17 protein-coding genes are annotated in these 17,743 nt (G+C 71.3%); 12 read left to right on the plus strand and 5 right to left on the minus strand.

All coding sequences use genetic code 11. The features are described from left to right. Positions 1-4 precede the first annotated feature (4 nt). From WG923_RS09300 to WG923_RS09310, 3 genes are read right to left on the minus strand one after another with little or no spacing between them, the layout of a single operon-like run. On the minus strand, positions 5-1,456 hold the full coding sequence (locus WG923_RS09300; protein WP_340350657.1) for a hypothetical protein: 1,452 nt from the start codon (positions 1,454-1,456) through the stop codon (positions 5-7). A 3-nt stretch (positions 1,457-1,459) separates the two neighbouring features. Beyond that, on the minus strand, positions 1,460-2,728 hold the full coding sequence (locus tag WG923_RS09305; RefSeq protein ID WP_340350658.1) for an SPFH domain-containing protein: 1,269 nt from the start codon (positions 2,726-2,728) through the stop codon (positions 1,460-1,462). 37 nt (positions 2,729-2,765) lie between these two features. Continuing rightward, positions 2,766-3,410, minus strand: a complete 645-nt coding sequence (locus tag WG923_RS09310; RefSeq protein ID WP_340350659.1) for a hypothetical protein — start codon at positions 3,408-3,410, stop codon at positions 2,766-2,768. Positions 3,411-3,683: 273 nt separating this feature from the next. Here WG923_RS09310 and WG923_RS09315 point away from each other — a divergent pair, with 273 nt between their 5' ends. The 7 genes from WG923_RS09315 to WG923_RS09345 all read left to right on the plus strand — a co-directional run bounded on the left by WG923_RS09315 (position 3,684) and on the right by WG923_RS09345 (position 10,782). Continuing rightward, entirely contained in the window at positions 3,684-4,379 is a 696-nt protein-coding gene (locus WG923_RS09315) for a response regulator (protein WP_340350660.1), read from the plus strand. After that, positions 4,376-6,490 carry a sensor histidine kinase gene (locus WG923_RS09320; RefSeq protein ID WP_340350661.1) on the plus strand — a complete coding sequence of 705 codons (2,115 nt, stop codon included), beginning with the start codon at positions 4,376-4,378 and terminating at the stop codon, positions 6,488-6,490. Before WG923_RS09315 ends, WG923_RS09320 begins: the two co-directional genes overlap by 4 nt. Positions 6,491-6,638: 148 nt before the next feature. Further along, positions 6,639-7,226: a D-Ala-D-Ala carboxypeptidase family metallohydrolase gene (locus tag WG923_RS09325; RefSeq protein ID WP_340350662.1), complete on the plus strand. Its 588-nt coding sequence runs from the start codon at positions 6,639-6,641 to the stop codon at positions 7,224-7,226. Positions 7,227-7,405: 179 nt separating this feature from the next. Continuing rightward, the gene (locus tag WG923_RS09330) at positions 7,406-8,428 is read left to right on the plus strand and encodes a cytochrome-c peroxidase (protein ID WP_340350663.1); all 1,023 of its coding nucleotides are present in this window, start codon (positions 7,406-7,408) and stop codon (positions 8,426-8,428) included. A gap of 25 nt (positions 8,429-8,453) precedes the next feature. Next, positions 8,454-10,025 (plus strand): methyl-accepting chemotaxis protein, encoded by a 1,572-nt coding sequence (locus tag WG923_RS09335; protein WP_340350664.1) that lies wholly within the window; start codon positions 8,454-8,456, stop codon positions 10,023-10,025. A gap of 32 nt (positions 10,026-10,057) precedes the next feature. Next, positions 10,058-10,378, plus strand: coding sequence for a plastocyanin/azurin family copper-binding protein (locus WG923_RS09340; RefSeq protein ID WP_340350665.1), 321 nt, complete (start codon positions 10,058-10,060; stop codon positions 10,376-10,378). Beyond that, on the plus strand, positions 10,375-10,782 hold the full coding sequence (locus WG923_RS09345) for a c-type cytochrome (RefSeq protein ID WP_340350666.1): 408 nt from the start codon (positions 10,375-10,377) through the stop codon (positions 10,780-10,782). Before WG923_RS09340 ends, WG923_RS09345 begins: the two co-directional genes overlap by 4 nt. A 6-nt stretch (positions 10,783-10,788) precedes the next feature. Here the strand turns inward: WG923_RS09345 and WG923_RS09350 are convergent, their stop codons facing one another. Then, complete coding sequence (locus WG923_RS09350; RefSeq protein ID WP_340350667.1) at positions 10,789-11,151, minus strand: hypothetical protein; 363 nt, start codon at positions 11,149-11,151, stop codon at positions 10,789-10,791. A gap of 130 nt (positions 11,152-11,281) precedes the next feature. Next, a complete protein-coding gene (locus WG923_RS09355; protein ID WP_445322912.1) occupies positions 11,282-11,857 on the minus strand; it encodes a pyridoxamine 5'-phosphate oxidase family protein in 576 nt (191 codons plus the stop codon). A gap of 75 nt (positions 11,858-11,932) precedes the next feature. Between WG923_RS09355 and WG923_RS09360 the strand changes: the two genes are divergently transcribed. The 5 genes from WG923_RS09360 to WG923_RS09380 are packed head-to-tail and all read left to right on the plus strand — an operon-like array spanning position 11,933 to position 17,681. Next, on the plus strand, positions 11,933-12,919 hold the full coding sequence (locus WG923_RS09360) for a Bug family tripartite tricarboxylate transporter substrate binding protein (protein ID WP_340350668.1): 987 nt from the start codon (positions 11,933-11,935) through the stop codon (positions 12,917-12,919). Further along, positions 12,916-14,775, plus strand: a complete 1,860-nt coding sequence (locus WG923_RS09365) for an FAD-dependent oxidoreductase (RefSeq protein WP_340350669.1) — start codon at positions 12,916-12,918, stop codon at positions 14,773-14,775. The genes WG923_RS09360 and WG923_RS09365 overlap by 4 nt, the downstream gene beginning before the upstream one ends. Then, positions 14,772-15,806 (plus strand): Gfo/Idh/MocA family protein, encoded by a 1,035-nt coding sequence (locus WG923_RS09370; protein ID WP_340350670.1) that lies wholly within the window; start codon positions 14,772-14,774, stop codon positions 15,804-15,806. The genes WG923_RS09365 and WG923_RS09370 overlap by 4 nt, the downstream gene beginning before the upstream one ends. Further along, positions 15,799-16,791 (plus strand): tripartite tricarboxylate transporter substrate binding protein, encoded by a 993-nt coding sequence (locus WG923_RS09375; RefSeq protein ID WP_340350671.1) that lies wholly within the window; start codon positions 15,799-15,801, stop codon positions 16,789-16,791. The genes WG923_RS09370 and WG923_RS09375 overlap by 8 nt, the downstream gene beginning before the upstream one ends. Next, positions 16,788-17,681: a polysaccharide deacetylase family protein gene (locus WG923_RS09380; RefSeq protein WP_340350672.1), complete on the plus strand. Its 894-nt coding sequence runs from the start codon at positions 16,788-16,790 to the stop codon at positions 17,679-17,681. Before WG923_RS09375 ends, WG923_RS09380 begins: the two co-directional genes overlap by 4 nt. Positions 17,682-17,743: the final 62 nt, after the last annotated feature.

Here is a 17,743-nt window from a genome sequence, read left to right on the forward strand (position 1 = left end):
CGGTTCACCGCACCGCCACCGACATCCTCTTCCACTCCGCATCCTGCCATCTCTGGAACGGCCCCAGCGCCCCCGGCTCTCCCGCCTGCCGCTGCGTCGCCAGCGACGCCAGGCTCACCACTTCATAACTGCGCCGGTACTTCCCTTCCCCCCGCGCCTCCCGCGCGACCAGCACCTGCTGGCCGCCCGGCACCCAGCCGGCGAATTCCGCATAGCCCGCCCCGGGCTGCAGGCTCGCCGGCGGCAGCACGTCGATGGCCCATTGCCGCCCCTGCTGCCGCAACAGCCACAGCTCGCGCCAGCCCTCCATCGGCTGCACGGCGAGCGCCACGGCCGTGCCTTCGCGGTTCACGCTGGCCGACTGCGGCCACACCAGCGCGTACGTGCAGCGCCTGGCGAGCGGATTCGCGGCGTCGTGCTTCGCATCGACCAGCAGCACGCAGGTTTCGCCCGGCTGCCCCGGCCGAGTGAGCACCGCAGGACGCGTTCCCGCCGCCACGCCCGGCACCGCAGGCACCGCCGCCCAGCGCGACGCGTTCACCCGGATGGCGGCGTCGTGGTAGGCCGCCTGGTCGTCGTCCGTGAGTTCGCCGGGGCGCACCGACGCGAGTTCGCCCAGCGCGCGTTCCGCTGCGGCGCCGCTGCCGGTCTCGGCGAGCCGCGCCCGCTCGTACGCCAGCGTGCTCCACACCGCGGCACGGCGCAGCGCCACGCGGTGCTTCACGTGCGCCGGCAAGCCGGTGGTGTCCACGCGCTCCAGCACCTCGGCGCGCCAGGCATTCAATTCGTGCCGCTGCAGGGGCTGCAGCGCCGGGTCGATGCACTCCGGCTGCGTCAGGGCCAGCGCCGCGTTCGCCTTCTGCTGCGGCGTGGCGGGCAGCGTCAGCACCCGCCGGAACGCGTCGCCGTCGTAGCAGATGCGCATGCGGCCGTCGTGTTCGTGGCTGGCGAACTTCACGCCGTAGCGCCCCGCGACCTCCAGGTGCGCCGTGAGGGTGGCCTGCCGGCCCGCGGCCGCGCCTTCGGAGGCGCTCCGGGCGAGCCGGTCCGCCAGGGTGCCCAGGGCGTCCAGGGCCTCGGCACCGTCGGCGCCGCGCAGCGTTTCCGCCGGTGCCGCCTGCAGGTAAGCCGCGGCCACCGCGATGCCCAGCGACTCGGCGCCGGGTGCTTCGCGCAGGAAGCGCAGCACGGCGAGCAGCTCCGGCGCTTCGGCCGCCGTCAGGGCGCTGCGCCGCACCTGCGTGGCCTTCACATAGCCGCCGCGCTCGCGCGCGGGGTCCCACACCTGCAGGAAATCGAGCCGTTCGCCGCGCACTTCGAGCACCTCGCCCTGCCAGAGCTGGGCCTGCTGCGGCGCGGAGTCGCGCGGCGAGGCGCGCAGCACGGCACGGTCGGTGGTGACGATCGCGGTGTTCAGGGCGGCCGCGGCCGCGAGGGCGACCAGGGTGGCGGGCATGGCTCAGTCCTCCTCGCTCTTGGCCGCCGCGTGCTGCGGCCCCGCGTCGCGCGCCGGCTGGTTGCCCAGCAGGTTGGCGCCGATGAACCCTCCGGCCGCACCGGGCGGCGCGATGATCACCTGCACCTTGTCGGACAGCTTGTCGGCCAGCGCCTTCTGGATCAGCAAGGGGTGGCGCGACAGCAGCGTGCCTTCGCGCGCCATCTGCTCCGCGTTCGCCTGCCCGATCTTCTCCAGGCGGAAGACCTCGGCCTCCGCGAGGCGCCGGCGTGCGTCGGCCTCGCCCGCGGCCTCGATGCGGCGCGCCTGCGCGGTGCCTTCGGCGGTCTTCATGCGCGCTTCCTTTTCCGCCTCGGCCTCGAGCCGGCGCTGCTCGATCTGGCGCTGCTTGAAGGGCAGCACGTGCTTCATCGCCTCCTCCTGCGCGCGCGCCGCGATCACCTGCTCGCGGGCGGCCGCTTCGGCGCGCACCTCGCGCCGCACCTTCTCCGCGGAGGCCTCGAGTTCGGTCTCCTTCACGCGCTTGTCCTTCAGCTGCAGCGTGTACTCCATCTTCTGCGTTTCCAGTTCCTCGGCCAGCAGGCCTTCCATGCCGCGCTTGTAGTCCGCCGGCAGGTCCACCTTGCCGACCAGCACGCCCTTGAGCAGCACGCCGTCGGCGGCCAGGCGCTGGCGCAGTTCGACTTCGACGGTCTGCTGGATCTCGGCGCGCTTGGTGGAGAAGATCTCGCGCACCGTGTAGCGCGGGAACACCTTGTAGACGACGTTCTGCACCGCCGGTTCGACCACCTCGGCGTCCAGGTTCGCCGGCAGCGTGCGCGCGGTGGCCGCGATGCGGGCCGGGTCCAGCGCATAGCGCACCACGAGGTCGATGCCGACCGAGAGCCCCTCCACCGACTGCACCGGCGCGGAGCCGGCAGCGTTGGCGAGCTGGGCCGGCTTGTAGCTGCGGTCGCGCAGCGAGAACACCTGCGCCTCGTGCAGGCCGGGCACCACCAGGATGCTGCCTTCGCGCCACAGCACCACGCTGCCGGTCAGCAGGTTGGTGCGCACGCCGATCTCCCCGGAACCCACGGTCTGCACCGGCGGGTGCGCCACCAGCATCCAGGCGCCGAGTCCGGCCACGGCGGCCACGGCGAGCGTGCGGCGCGCCTGCAGCACGCGCGACAGGGTGCCTTCGGCGAACAGCGGATCGCCCTGGCCAGGGCGGCGGAACCTGCGCGCCAGCGCGATGCGCAGCGCGCGGACGAGGAACTTCAGGCGGGCCAGCATGATTTCTTCTCCTTGTGACTTGCGGCTTCGAGGGGGTTCAGGAACCTTCTTCGCTGTAGTGCGCCGTGGGGGCGTTGACGCCCGGACGCGCCTGGGTCGACAGCAGCAGGTACACGCCGTCGTCCACGTCGATCACGAAGTCCGGCTGGCGGTCGCCGTCGAGGTCGGCGACCGCGCGCACCACGGTGTGGTCGGCGCCGGGGGCGCCCAGCACGTAGCGGTAGCTTTCGCCGCCGTAGGCGATCGTGTATTCGATGCCCTGGTCCACGTAGGCGGCGAGCAGGCCGAAACGCGTGCCGCCCACCGAAAGCTCGTGCTGCACGCCCATGCGCGGCTGCTGCAGCACTTCGGGGTAGCGGTAGCCCACGCGCTGGCCTTCCTTGAGCGCGACGCCGCGCTGGCGGAAGTACAGGGCGTCGGCCGCCACCATGGAAACGCCGTCGGTGGGTTTGACGGCGCGCACCTCCACCGCCTTGTCGCGCGGCACCAGGCGGAACCAGCCCTCCTCCGGCCACGGGCCGGTACTGGCCGTGACGACTTCCTCGCGCCAGGTCTGCGCGTCCAGCAGCAGGCCGCACTCGGGGCGGCCCTGCGCCCACAGCGAGGCGGCGGCGGCGCTCGCGGCCGCGACCAGCGCGAACTTCGCGATGGCGCGGAGGGTGTGGTTCTTGCGGCTTGTCATCGTGCTTCTCCTTGGCGTTTGACGATGCAGCCATTCTTCGAATCCGCCCGGGAGGGAACAATGCACCCGCAAGGCGGCTTCGTTCACGCCCCGGAAGAAACCTTCCGGGGACCTGCCGGGCAGAGGCCGCAGAATACGGATACCGGACGCAGAGGACGCAGAAGCGAGAAAGAACGCAAAAGACATCCTTTGAATGGTTTCTTTTGCGTCCTCTGCGTACCCTTCGCGTCCTCTGCGTCCGGCTGTTCTCCCCTTCCACCGCCCGCAACACCCATGCCCCGCGTCGCCGTCATCGAGGACGACCTCCCCACCAGCAACCAGCTCGCCGGCTGGATCCGCGCGGCCCGGCCCGGCATCGAGGTCGACCAGTGGTTCGACCGCGACGCGGCCGAGGCGGCGCTCGCGCGCGAGGCCTACGACGTGGTGCTGCTGGACATCGAGCTCGGGCGCGAACGCCACGCCGGCGTGGCGCTGATCAACGCGATCAACAAGCAGCGCTCGGGCGTGCCGGTGCTGGTCGTCTCCGCCATGCCGGCGGCGATCTACCGCAGCATCATGAAGGCGCTGGATGCCTGGGACTACCTGCAGAAGACCACCTTCGAGGAAGCCGACTTCATCGAGACCTTCCTGGAGATCCTGCGGGTGTCGCGCGAGCGGCGCGCGCGCCGGCAGGAGAGCGCCCCCGCCGCCGACGAACTGGCGCTCGACCCGCTGTGGCAGCGCACGCCCACCTGGCGCGGCCAGCGCATCAACCTGCCGCTGACGGCGCAGCGCATCCTGGCGACGCTGTACCAGCGCAGCGGCGAAGTGGTGTCGTACGAGGACCTGTTCGAGGTGGTCAAGAGCGGGCGCAACCGCGACAACGTGCGCAAGCACGTGAGCACGATCCGCGACGCCTTCCGCGAAGTCGACGCCGGCTTCGGGCACATCGAGAACGTGCCGATGCGCGGCTTCCGCTGGGTGCCATGAAGCTGCCCGGCCTGGGCCTGCCGGAGCTGTCGCTGGCGCGCCTGGAAGTGCCGCGCCTGGGCCTGGCGTCGTTCCGCCGCCGGATCCTGATCCGCGGCGTGTTCCTGCTGCTGGCGCTGGCCACGCTGGCGCTCGCGGTGGTGCTGCTGCAGGACGAGAAGGCACGCAGCTACCGCAACTACCAGCAGGGCTTTCGCAAGACGCAGGCGGACCTGATGGCGCGGCTGCGCCAGCCCTCCGGCCTGCTGGCCCTGCTGAACCCGGATGCGGGCGGCGCGCCGACGCCGCTGCGCCCGCTGGTGCTGCCCTATGCCTCGCTCGATCTCGACGATCCGGGCAAGGCGCAGCAGGCGGTGGACCTGGCCGGCTGCTCCGTGGTCTACCCCGACGACAGCGCGGTGTGCGCGGGCGTGGGCAGCAGCGCCTATGCCGGCAGCTTCCTGTACCTGGTCGGCAGCTTCGCCAGCGGCGACCTGGTGGGCCGCGAAGCCAGCGACACCGACCTCCTGGGCGTGCACCGCGCGCTGATCCGCCTCGAGATGCGCGGCGAGCTGCGCACCTGGATCGCGCCCTTCGAGAAGCAGTCGATGCGCGGCGAGCCGCTGGTGCGCGGCCGCTTCGTCGCCTACCCGTGGCGCGGCGAGAGCGAGCTGTCCGCGAATGCGAAGCCGGTGCCCGATTTCCGCGCCAGCGTCTGGCAAAGCGCGGGCTGCGCCAGCAGCGGCGCGCCGCCGGACTGCGCGCGCCGTGTGTCGTATGCGATCCGCCTGCCGGTGGAGGGCTTCCGCGGCGCGCTGGAACACCAGCCGCCGGCCTGGCCGCCCTCCGACCTGGACCGCATCCGCGTGCACCTGCAGGTGCTGCCGCCGGAAAGCGACCGGCCGATCTTCGACAGCAACGCCGCCGGGGCCGTGCCGCCGCCGGCGCTGCAGGACCTGGCCACCTTGCTGCAGCCCGGCGAGGTGCTCACGCTGATGCGGCAGCAGCGCGGACTCACCACGCCGGTGGCGGTGCTCAAGGCGCGCGACGACGGTGCGGGGCGCACCTCGCCCTTCATCCTGCGGGTGATCGACCGCCTGCCGGTCGCCACGCGGCCCGGGACGCTGAGTGCGCGCGAGACGATCACCACCCCGCTGGGCACCTACGAAGCGCGGCTGGGCGGCGATGCGCGCGGCATCGACCAGGGGCTGGGCGCGATCGCCACCCGCATGTCCTGGTACGTTGCCGCCATGCTGGGCGCGATCGTGCTGGCCTGGCTGGTGATCGAGATCGGCCTGATCCGCCGCATCGCCGTCTTGACCCGGCGCGCCGCCGCGGTGTCGCACAACGTGCAGATGGACGCCACCGGGGACGCGCGCATCGGCCAGCTCGACGTCTCGGACCTGCGGGGCAGGGACGAACTGGGCATCCTGGCCGGCGGCCTGGCGGACCTGCTGCAGCGCGTGAAGAGCGACGTGCAGCGCGAGCAGCTGCGCGCCCAGCGCGAGCGGGACATGCTGCAGGCCGTGGGCCACGAGATCCTGTCGCCGCTGCAGTCGCTGATGGTGCTGCACCCGGATGCCGGCGACCCCGCGCACCGCTACGTGCAGCGCATGCAGCAGGCGGTGCGCGTGCTGTACGGGCAGGCCTCGCCCAGCGAGGCGCTGCAGGCCGCCGAGCTCGAACTCGCGCCGCTGGACCTCGACGCCTTCCTGCGCGAGGTGGCGGGCAACGCGCAGTTCGCCGGCATCGCGGAGGTGCGCTACACGCCGCTCGGTGCGCCGCTCACCGTGCGGGCCGACCCGTTCTCGCTGGAAGACATCGTCACGCACATCCTGCGCAACGCCGACCGCCATCGCAGCGCCGGCACGCCGATCACGCTGTCGCTGCAGCAGCGCGCAGCGCAGGCGGTGATCGGCGTCCACAACGTCGGGCCCGGGATTCCCGAGGCGATGCTGGAGCGCATCTTCGATTACGGCGTGAGCGACGCCGCGGAGCCTGCCGCGCACGGGCGGCGCGGGCAGGGGCTGTTCGTCGCGCGCACCTACATGGCCAAGATGGGCGGCACGGTCGAGGCAGCCAACGCGGGCGGCGGCGTGCTGTTCAGCCTCTCTTTCCCGCTGGAAAGCTGACGCCCTCCGACATGCGCGGCCGCGGGGCTGCGCTAAGGTGGCCGGCATGGGAACGCCTGGCGCTCCACGCCGACTCTGCCTCGCCCTTGCCGCGTTCGTTGCCGTGCTGGCCGGCTGCTCGCGCGGGCCGTCCACGTCGACCGCGCCGATGCAACCACCGGTGCCGCCGCCGCACGTGGCGCCGGCGCCCGCGCCGCCCGCGGCACCGCCCAGCGACCCGGAACGCGACAACGTGCTGTTCTCCCTCTGGCGTGCCAGGCACGGCGAGGAGGTGGACACCTTCGGCGCCTACCTCGTGAACGAGCACCTGGCCGATGTCGTGCCGATGTACCAGCTGCTGCGCAGCGCCTCGATGTGGAAGGAATGCCATGCCGAGCCCTTCGAGGTGCCGCCGCCCAGCGAATGGGAGAACGTGCGGGACGTCCTGATCCTGCTGCGCGACCTGCGGCAGCGCGGCGTGCTCCCGAACGTCGAAGTGGTCTCGGCCTATCGCGACCCGCGGCTGAACCGCTGCGCCGGCGGCGCGCCGGGCAGCTCGCACCAGAAGTTCGCCGTGGACATCGCGCCGCTGCCGCCCGCAGTCGGCGCCAGCCTCTGCCGCTTCTGGCGCGAGGAAGGCAAGCAGTGGAACATGGGCGTGAGCCGCTACCCCACCGGCCGCATCCACATCGACCGCACCGGCTACCGCACCTGGGGCGCGAGCCACAAGCGCGCCAGCAGCTACTGCCTGGACTGACGCGCGACGCGTCCCGGCTGCCGCCCCGGGCGGATTTGGCACCGCCCCGGCTCCTGCGGACCGGCGGCATTCCCGGCCCTCCAGACGGTTTTCATCCGTCTGTAAACCGTGTGTCTTAATGTAAACACCCTATTCAACCTTAAGCGGGCGACTGACCCCCGCCACTGCTGGAGACTCCGATGCAGACGCTTCCGATCCTCGCCCTGGCGGCCGCCGCAATGCTGGCCGGCCCTGCTTTCGCAGACAAAGTCCCGCTGCCCACGGCCGCCGACCGGCAGTGGCAGCTTCCCGCCGTCCCGATGCCCGGGGACAACGCCAGCACCCCTGCGCGGGTGGCGCTGGGCAAGGCGCTGTTCTTCGATCCGCGCCTGTCCGGCAACGGTGCGACCTCGTGCGCCTCCTGCCACAACCCGTCGCTCGGCTGGTCGGACGGGCTGAAGACGGCCATCGGCATGGGCGGCGTCGTGCTGGCCCGCGCCACGCCCACCATCGTCAACACCGCGTTCAACACCCAGTTCATGTGGGACGGCCGCAAGAAGTCGCTGGAAGACCAGGCGCTCGGCCCGATGAAGGCCGCCGACGAAATGAACACCGACTTCCCGGCGGTGATCGACCGCCTGCGCGCCATGCCCGCCTACGTGACGCTTTTCGAACGTGCCTACCCGGGCGAGCCGGTCGGCGAGGAGACGATCGCCAAGGCGATGGCGGCTTTCGAACGCACGGTGGTCTCGAAGGATTCGCCCTTCGACCGCTGGCTCGCCGGCGACGCGCGGGCCATCACGCTGTCGCAGTACCGCGGCTTTCGCGTGTTCGCCGATCCGGCCCGCGGCAACTGCGGCACCTGCCACAGCGGCCCGAACTTCACCGACAACGGCTTCCACAACATCGGCCTGCGCGGCGCGGGCGCCAAGCCGGACATGGGCCGCTTCGCGATCCGTCCGGTGGCCGCGATGAAGGGCGCCTTCAAGACGCCGACGCTGCGCGACATCGCGCTGACCGGCCCGTACTTCCGCGATGGCTCCGCCGCCACCCTGCGTGACGTGGTGGAGCACTACGCCCGCGGCGGCGACGACCGTTCGAACCTTTCCGGCGACATGAAGCGGCTGGACCTGAGCGAGCAGGACAAGAGCGATCTCGTCGCCTTCCTGCACGCGCTCACCGGCCGGCGTCCGCCCGTGACCACGCCGCTGCTGCCCCAGTGACCGCCTCCTGCAGGCGCAAAGCAGCATGCCGGCCGTTCTCGACCACCCCCTGAGCGCGCCGCCGCTGGCGCGCGCGGACGCTGGTGCGCGCCGGGCCGGCCGCGGCCGCCCGCGCAGCGCCGTCGGCCAGTGGAAGCGCCAGCTGACCTGGTTCGCCAGTACGCTCACGCTGCTCGTCGTGCTGGTCGCGCTGGCTTCCGCCGGCGCGATGTGGAAAGTCACGCAGGCCATCGCGCAGGCCGAGGCCGTCGACGAGGCCCGTTCGCGCGCCGCCGTGGGCGCCCGCCTGGCCGTGCTCGAAGTCGATCGCATGCTGGCGCAGACGATCGCGGAGGAAGACCCGGCGCGCGTGCGCGCGGCAGCGGTCGGCTCCATCGCCGCCGCCTCGCGACTGGAGGATGCCGTCACGGGCCTGCGCGCGGCCCTTCCGGACAGCGCCGACGTCGCCGAGATGGGCCGGCTGGTCGACGCCGTGAAGGCGCCGCGCGTCAGCGTGATCGTGCTGGCGCGCAAGGGCGAGCGGGCCGAGGCTTCGCGGGCCCGGGAGGCGATCGCCGAGCCGCTCAAGCGCATCGACACCGTGTCCGCCGCGATCCTGGAGGCGCAGTCGGCCGAGCGGCAGCGCGCCGCGGACGCCCGCGCCGCCCTGTTCCGGCAGTTGCTGTACGCACTCGTCGTGGCGGCGGTGGCCGGCGCGGCGCTGGGCATCGTGTTCTATCGCCGACTGATGCGCCGCTTCACGCCGGTGCAGCAGCTGCTGGACGAAGTCGCGCACAGCGCGCGCGAACTGGAATCCGGCGGCCAGCAGCTCGACAGCCTCAATGGCGACGTGCAGCACGCCAACGAGCAGCTGCGCGTGCTGCTGCAGGGCTTCGAAGGCGCCTCGCAGGCCATGACCCAGGAGGCGCTGGCCTGCCTGCAGGACGTGCAGCAGCTCGGGCAGACCTGCCTGGCTTCGGCCGACATGTCGCGCCAGCACGCCGACGAGGCGGGCGGCGTGGCAGCCCAGATCCACGGCATGGCGGAGCGCCTGCACCGCCTGCTCGATACCACCCGCGCGCTGCATCGCAGCCGCGGGGAGATCGCCCGCTTCGCCGACGAGATCGAGTCCATCTCCTCCACCACGCGCCTGCTGTCGCTCAATGCCGCGGTGGAAGCGGCGCGGGCCGGCAGCGCCGGGCGCGGCTTCTCGGTCATCGCCAGTTCGGTGCGCAAGTTGTCCGAAGACACCCAGCAGGCCGCCCTGCAGATCCGCCGCGCCAGCGAAGACATCACGCGCCAGCTCGACGCCACCACCCACGCGGTGCAGGACACCTGCACGCTCATGGACCAGGGCGCCGGGCGCATCGCGGCGCTGGACACCTCCGCGCGCTCCAACCAGGCTCTCGCCGACGGCATGCAGCGCGAGGTGCAGGGCTTTCGCGGCACGTTCCAGCGCCAGGTCGAACGCGTGCAGGCCATGGAGCGCGAGTGCCAGTCCCTGGGCACCGCGCTGGAGGACGGCTACCGCCACGGCCGCCTGCTGGACGAAACCTCCGCGTCGCTGACGCACACCTCCACCGCGCTGCTGCAGCGCCTTTCCAGTCTCCAGGCCTGAGCCTGATTCCTTCCTTCCAGGAGTTCCAGAAGATGCGACCCCTCCCCTTTGCTGCCGCCCTGATCGCCCTGCTGGCCGTCCTGCCGGCGCAGGCGGCCGAACACGTGATCAGCCAGAAAGGCAAGTCCTTTTCCCAGCGCAAACTGGTCGTGCACGCCGGCGACAGCGTGAAGTTCGTCAACGACGACCCGTTCAACCACAACGTCTTCTCGCTCTCGGAGACCAAGAGCTTCGACCTCGGCTCCTACAGCCAGGGGCTGGCCAAGACGGTGGTGATGGACCAGCCGGGCACCGTCGAAGTCGAGTGCGCCGTGCACCCGGACATGAAGCTGCTGGTGGAGGTGAAGAAGTGAAGGGTCTCGCCGTCTTCGCGGCGCTGGCACTCATCGCGGGGCTGGCGCCCGCGCAGATCAGCAATGCCTATGCGCAGGTGCTCGCCACCAGCTCCAGGCCGCTGCTGGCGCGCGACGGCGAGGACGCCGCGCGCTTCCGCGGCAGCCTGGTGTTCTTCAACTACTGCGTCACCTGCCACGGGCCGAACGCCGACGGCAACGGGCGCGCGGCCAAGCTCTACGACCCGCGCCCGGCCAACCTGCGCACCAGCGACAAGAACGAGCAGTACATGAAGCTGATCATCCGCTCGGGCGGCAAGGCGCTCGCGCGTTCCGAGTACATGCCGCCCTGGGGCGAGGAACTCACCGAGGAACAGATCGGCGACGTCGCGGCCTACCTGCAGTCGATCAACACGCGCCGGTAGGCGCGCTCACGCGGACAGCGAGAGCGTATCGGCGGCGGAGGTGGGCAGCCAGCCGCGCTGGGGGGATTCCGGCTCGGCCTGCTGCAGCAGCAGTTCCTCGATGCCGTCGAAGGCGTCGCGCACCGTGGCTTCCAGTTCGCTGCCCTGCGCCCGGATCGAGATCAGGCTGCCGTCGTTCAGGTGCGCCTGCGCGCGCACCGCATAGCCGCTGGTGCACCAGGGCGCGAGCGGCGGCTGCAGGCAGATGTCCCAGCGGGCGACCTCGGCGTACATGGCGTCGAGGCCGCTGATGCAGGCGCGCGCCAGCGCCTCCGCCCGCGAGGACGAGAGCAGGCCGACGAAGCGGATGTGGACGGCGGGCGACGGCATGTTCGGGGACTCCTCGGTGCGTGTGCTGCAACGATCGCCTGAGCGGCCCCGATCCCGATTGATGCACCTCAACCGGGACACGGGCACCCAGTGCGCCTAGGGAAACCCCGGGGATTCCGTCACGCTGTCTTCAGCGGAACTGCACCTCGTGGTGCTCGCCCATCTTCTTCGGGCGCGTGCCGGTGGCCGCCGCCTTGCCCATCTTGAGCAACTGCAGCAGCTTGTTCTCCTTGACGTTCCAGTACTCCGCCTCGTCGATGCGGACCTCCACCAGCTCCAGGTCCGGGTCCTCGGCGCCGCCGGGGAACCACGCCTTGGCGAAGGTGTTGAACAGCTCCTTCTTCTTTTCCGGGTCCTCCAGCACGCGCGCGGTGCCGGTCACGGAGACCCAGGTGTCCTTGCCCGGGTTGGCGTAGGACAGGTTGACGTTGCCGTCCTGGCGCAGCCGCTGGCCGACCTCGCTGGACTTCGAGACGAAGAACCACAGGCAGCCGTCCTCGGCCAGCTCCCTGTTCTGCGTGGTCAGGGGGTGGGAGTGCAGCGTTCCGTCGGCATGGCGGTGCGACAGCATGCAAAAGCGCGTGTCCTTGATCAGGTCCCAGAGGGCCTCGTGCTGTTTCGTTTCGTTCATGCGGCCATGCTGCCCGGCCGCGGGCGCCGCGGCCATCGGGCTCGCCTGCGACGCCGTGTGCGGGATGGCCGACATGGGGTGCTCCGGGATTGTTTCGATGGCCGGCGACGGCGATTGCCGCTCCAATGGCCGCACAAGGAGACCGACCGCATGAAGAGCATCGCCCGCGGGCTGGCCGCGCTGCTGGCCGTGGGGCTGGCGAACGCCAGCCTGGCCCAGCCGAACGCCCCCACCGATTTCCCACGGCAGCCGATCCGCATGGTCGTGACCTTCCCGCCCGGCGGCAGCGCCGATGCGGTGGTGCGCATGCTGGTGCCGCGCCTGAACGAACGGCTGGGCCAGCAGGTCGTGGTGGACAACCGGCCGGGCGCCGGCGGCAACATCGGCCTGGCCCTCGTGGCCAAGGCGCCGGCGGACGGCTACACGCTGGGGGTGGGCGCCGCCGGCGCACTCGCCGCCAACAGCAGCCTCTATGCGCAGATGCCCTTCGACCCCGTGAAGGACTTCAAGCCGGTCACCCTGCTGGCCGCCATCCCCTTCGTGCTGGTCGGCCATCCCTCGGTGCCGGCGAAGACGCAGAAGGACCTGATCGCGCTGGCGAAGTCCGAGCCCGGCAAGCTGGCGATCGCGCACGGCGGCAACGGCACGGCCATGCACCTGTCGGCGGCCCTGTTCGCCCAGATGGCGGAGGTGAAGCTGGTCGAAGTGCCGTACAAGGGCTCCGGCCCGGCGGCCCTGGACGTGCTCGCGGGCAACGTGCCGCTGGCCGTGGTGGACCTGCCTTCGGCGCTGCAGCACATCAAGGCGGGCAAGCTCGTCGCCTATGCCGTGACCAGCCCGCAGCGGCTGCCGCAACTGCCGGACGTGCCCACGGCGTCGGAAGCGGGCCTGAGCGGCTACGACTCCACCGGCTGGTTCGGCGTGGTCGCGCCGGCCGGCACGCCGCCGGCCATCGTGCAGCGGCTCAACGCGGAGATCACCGCGGCGCTGAAGGACGAACAGATCGCCGCCAGCATGCGCAACCTGGGCGTGGAGCCGGCGCCCGGCCGGCCCGAGGCCTTCGAGGCCTACATCCGCTCCGAGACGCAGAAGTGGGGCAAGGTGATCCGCCAGGCCAGCATCAGGATCGACCAGTGAGCCTGCCCGGGATCGCGGCCGACGTGCTGGTCGTCGGCGCCGGGCCCGTGGGGCTCACCCTCGCCATGGACCTGCAGGCGCGCGGCGTGCGCGTCGCCATCGCGGAGATCCGCCGCTACGCCGAGCCGCCGAACGTGAAGTGCAACCACGTCGCCGCGCGCACCATGGAGCGGTTCCGGCGGCTGGGCGTCGCGCAGAAACTGCGCGATGCGGGGCTGCCGGCGGACCACCCGAACGACGTCGTGTTCCGCACCAGCGTGTGCGGCACGGAGCTCACGCGCATCCCGATTCCGGGCCGCGCCGAACGCTACACCTCGCGCGAAGGCCCCGACACGTGGTGGCCCACGCCGGAGCCGCCGCACCGCATCAACCAGCTGTTCCTGGAGCCCATCCTGCTGCAACACACCGCGGCGCTGCCGGGCGTGACGCTCCTGAACCGCACGCAGGTCACCGGCTTCGTGCAGCACGAAGACGGCGTGGAGGCCACCGCGCTGGACCTGGAAAGCGGCCGGCAGCGGCGCATCCGCTGCCGCTATCTCGTGGGCTGCGACGGCGGCAGTTCGCTGGTGCGCAAGGCGATCGGCGCGAAGCTGGAAGGCACGCCGGTGATCCAGCGGGTGCAATCGAGCTACATCCGCGCGCCCGGCCTGCGCGCGCTGATCCCCGGCAAGCCGGCGTGGTCGTGTTACGCCGTCAATCCGCGCCGCTGCGGCACGGTGTTCGCCATCGACGGCCAGGAGACCTGGCTGGTGCACAACCACCTGAACCCGGACGAACCGGAGTTCGACTCGGTCGACCGCGACTGGGCGATCCGGCAGATCCTCGGCGTGGGCGCGGACTTCCGGTACGAGATGATCACCAAGGAAGACTGGGTCGGCCGCCGGCTGGTGGCGGACCGCTTTCGCGACCGCCATGTCTTCATCGCCGGCGATGCCGCGCACCTGTGGGTGCCCTATGCCGGCTACGGCATGAACGCCGGCATCGCCGATGCGCTCAACCTCTCGTGGCTGCTGGCCGCCCGCCTGCAGGGCTGGGGCGACGAGGCGATCCTCGATGCCTACGAGGCCGAGCGCCAGCCGATCACGATGCAGGTCTCCCACTTCGCCATGGAGCATGCGGCGCGGATGATCAAGGCGCGGCGAGCGGTGCCGGCGAACATCGAGGCGCAGGACGCCGAAGGCGAGCGTGCGCGCGCCGAGGTCGGACGCGAGGCGTACGAGCTGAACGTGCAGCAGTTCTGCTGCGCGGGGCTGAACTTCGGCTACTACTACGAAGGCTCGCCGATCATCGCCGGCGACGGCGAATCCCCGCCCGCGTACACCATGGGCGGCTTCACGCCATCGACCGTGCCGGGCTGCCGGGCGCCGCACTTCTGGCTGGCGGACGGGCGCTCCCTGTACGACGCATTCGGGCAGGGCTATACCTTGCTGCGCTTCGATCCTGCGCTGGATGTGCGGCCGCTGCAGCTGGCCGCGCGCGAGCGGCGCCTGCCGCTGGCGGTGCTCGACATCGCGGGCGTGGAAGTCCCCGCTGCGTATCGCCACCAGCTGGTGCTGTGCCGCGACGACCAGCATGTGGCGTGGCGCGGCGATGCCGTGCCGGAGGATTCGCTGGCCCTGGTCGATCTGCTGCGAGGTGCCCGTAGGCTGGCGGTGACGAAGGAACCCCAGCGATCCAGCGAGCGCAGCGAAGCTGGGGTTCCCTCCGGTCACCGCCAGCCTACGCACATGCACACGCAAACGCACACGCACACGCACATGCACATGCACACGCACACGCACATGCACACGCACACGCACACGCAAACGCCCATGCACACGCAAACGCAAACGCAAACGCAAACGCAATCCCCATGATCCGCGCCGCCATCATCGGCCTCGGCACCTGGGGCCAGAACCTCGTGCGCAGCGTCCACGGCCGCAGCTCCGCCATCAGCTTCGTCGCCGGCGCCACCCGCACGCCCGACAAGGCCCGCGATTTCGCCCAGGCGCACGGCCTGCGCATGCTCGCGAGCTACGAGGACGCCCTGCGCGACCCCGCCATCGACGCCGTCGTCCTCGCCACGCCCCACTCCCTGCACACCGACCAGATCGTCGCCGCTGCGCAAGCGGGCAAGCACGTGTTCTGCGAAAAGCCGCTGGGCCTGGACGCCGCGAGCGCCGAGCGCGCCGCCCGCGCCTGCGCCGAGCATGGCGTGACGCTCGCCGTCGGCTACAACTGGCGGCACCAGCCGGCGCTGCGCGAGATCCGTCGCCTCGTCGAGGACGGCTCGCTGGGCCGCGTGCTGCACCTCGAAGGCAACTTCTGCGGCCCGAGCGCCTACCGCTTCCCGAAGGGCCACTGGCGCCACGACCGCGAGGAGGTGCCCGCCGGCGGCATGACCGGGCGCGGCGTGCACGTCATCGACGCGATGCTGTACCTCGCCGGGCCGATCGAGCAGGTGACGGCCCAGAGCTTCCGCCTGGCGCAGGATTTCGGCGTCGACGACACGACCTCGATGCTGCTGCGCTTCGCCAGCGGCGCGACCGGCTATCTCGGCACCGTCATCGCCACCGCCGAAACCTGGCGGCTGCAGGTGTTCGGCAGCAAGGGCTGGGCCGAGGTCGGCGACGTCGAGCACCTGCACACCTGGTCGCTCAAGACCTGCTTCTTCGACCCGGAGCACGTCACGGTCAAGCAGAGACCGGTGGTGCACACCTTTGCCGACACCAGCACCGAGCGCGCGGAGCTGGAAGACTTCGCCGCCCATGCCGCCGCGCGCCGCCCGCTCGCCACGCCCGGCGGCGACGCCGTGCACAACGTGGCGGTGCTGGAGGCGATCCTCTCCTCGATCACACGACAGGCCCCCGTGCGCGTGGGCTCGAACGGAGGCAATGCAGATGCATGAACCCACCCGGCGGACCGCCGTCCTCGCCGTGCTGGCCCTCGCGGGCGCGGCAGCCTTCGCGCAGGGCGCCCCGGCCGCGCGCGACTTCCCCAGCAAGCCGGTCAAGGTGGTGGTACCGTCGCCGGCCGGCGGCCCGCCCGACCTGATCCTGCGCGCCATCCTGCCGAAGATGACCCAGGTGCTGGGGCAGCCGATCATCATCGAGAACCGCGCCGGGGCGGGCGGGCTCGTGGGCACGGCGTATGTCGCCAAGCAGCCCGCCGACGGCTACACTTGGCTGTTCACGACCGCCTCGCACGTGAACATCCCGCCCTTCAGCGAGAACGTGCCCTACGACCCGGTCAAGGACTTCACCCACGTCACGCTGGCGGCGCAGAACTTCGGCCAGGCGCTGGTGGTGACGCCCAGCCTGGAGGCGAAGAACCTGCAGGAGCTCGTCGCGCTGGCGAAGAAGAACCCGGGCAAGCTGACCTACGCCAACGCCGGCAACGGCACGGCCAGCCACATCCCGGCCGAACTGATGAAGGCCATGACGGGCACCGACATCCTCTCGGTGCCGTACAAGGGCATTCCCGAAGCGACCAGCGACCTGATCGCCGGCCGCATCGACATCTTCTTCGTCGGCACCAACATCGCCCTGCAGCACGTGCAGAACGGCCGCCTGCGCGCGCTCGCCCTGACCGGGAAGAAGCGCTGGAAGGGCCTGCCCGAGGTGCCGACGATGGACGAACAGGGGCTCAAGGGCTTCGAGAAGGTCAACTGGTTCGGCCTCTGGCTGCCGGCCGGCGCGCCGCCGGAAATCGTGAACAGGATCCATGCGGCAGTGGTCGCCGCGCTGGCGGAGCCCGAGGTGAAGGCGCAGTTCGACCAGCAGGGCATCGAAGGCATCGGGATGCCGCCGCGCGAATTCGCCGGCTTCGTCGCGACCGAGGCGAAAGCGGCGCAGGAGATCGCGCAGCGCATCAACGCGGGAGGCAAGAAATGACCGGCGACCCGCTGCAGCCCTGGCAGTGGCCGGACGAACACTGGCGCGGTATCGTCGACCGGGTGCGGGCCGGGCGCAGCTTCCGGCCGCGGCAATGGCCAGGCGGCGCCCGCTGCGCGGTGGCGCTGTCCTTCGACTCGGACCACGAGACCAACGAACTGCGCGAGGGTGGCGAGTCGATCGGCCGGCTCTCGCAGGGGCAGTACGGCAATCGCCAGGGCATCCCGCGCATCCTGGAGATCCTCGCGCGCCACGGCGTTCCGGCCAGCTTCTACGTGCCCGCGGTGACGGCCCTGCTCTACCCGGAAGAACAGCGCCGCATCGCGGACGCCGGCCACGAGATCGCGCTGCACGGCTGGATCCACGAGCGCAACTCGGTGCTCCCCGAAGCGGCCGAGCGCGAGCTGATGCTGCGCGCCTCCGACACCCTCGAGAAGATCGCGGGCCGGCGGCCGGTGGGCATCCGCACGCCGTCCTGGGATTTCAGCCCGTCCACGCTGGCCATCGCGCGCGAGATGGGCCTGCTGTACGACTCCTCGCTGATGGCGGACGTGGACTGCTACGAGCTCCTGCTCGATGGCGAGACTAGCGGCGTGGTCGAACTGCCGGTGGAATGGATCCGCGACGATGCCGTGTACTTCAACATGAACCGCTTCGCCGGGCTGCGGCCCTACACGCCGCCGGCGGACGTGTTCGACATCTTCCGCCGCGAGCTCGATGCGGCCTACCGCGAAGGCGGCATCTTCCAGCTCACGATGCATCCGCACATCAGCGGCTACCGCTCGCGCATCTGGATCCTGGAGGAACTGATCCTGCACGCGCGCCATCTCGGGCGGGTGTGGTTCGCCACGCACGCGGACATCGTGCGCTACGTGCAGCAGCCGGAATGAGGCGCGCCGCACGGCCGCCCGAAGGCGCGCGCCCCCTCCGCTTGCGGAGGGGGGAGGAGAAG

Origin of the sequence: Ramlibacter sp. AN1133 (assembly GCF_037890035.1) — a bacterium.
Classification (GTDB): Bacteria; Pseudomonadota; Gammaproteobacteria; order Burkholderiales; family Burkholderiaceae_C; genus Ramlibacter.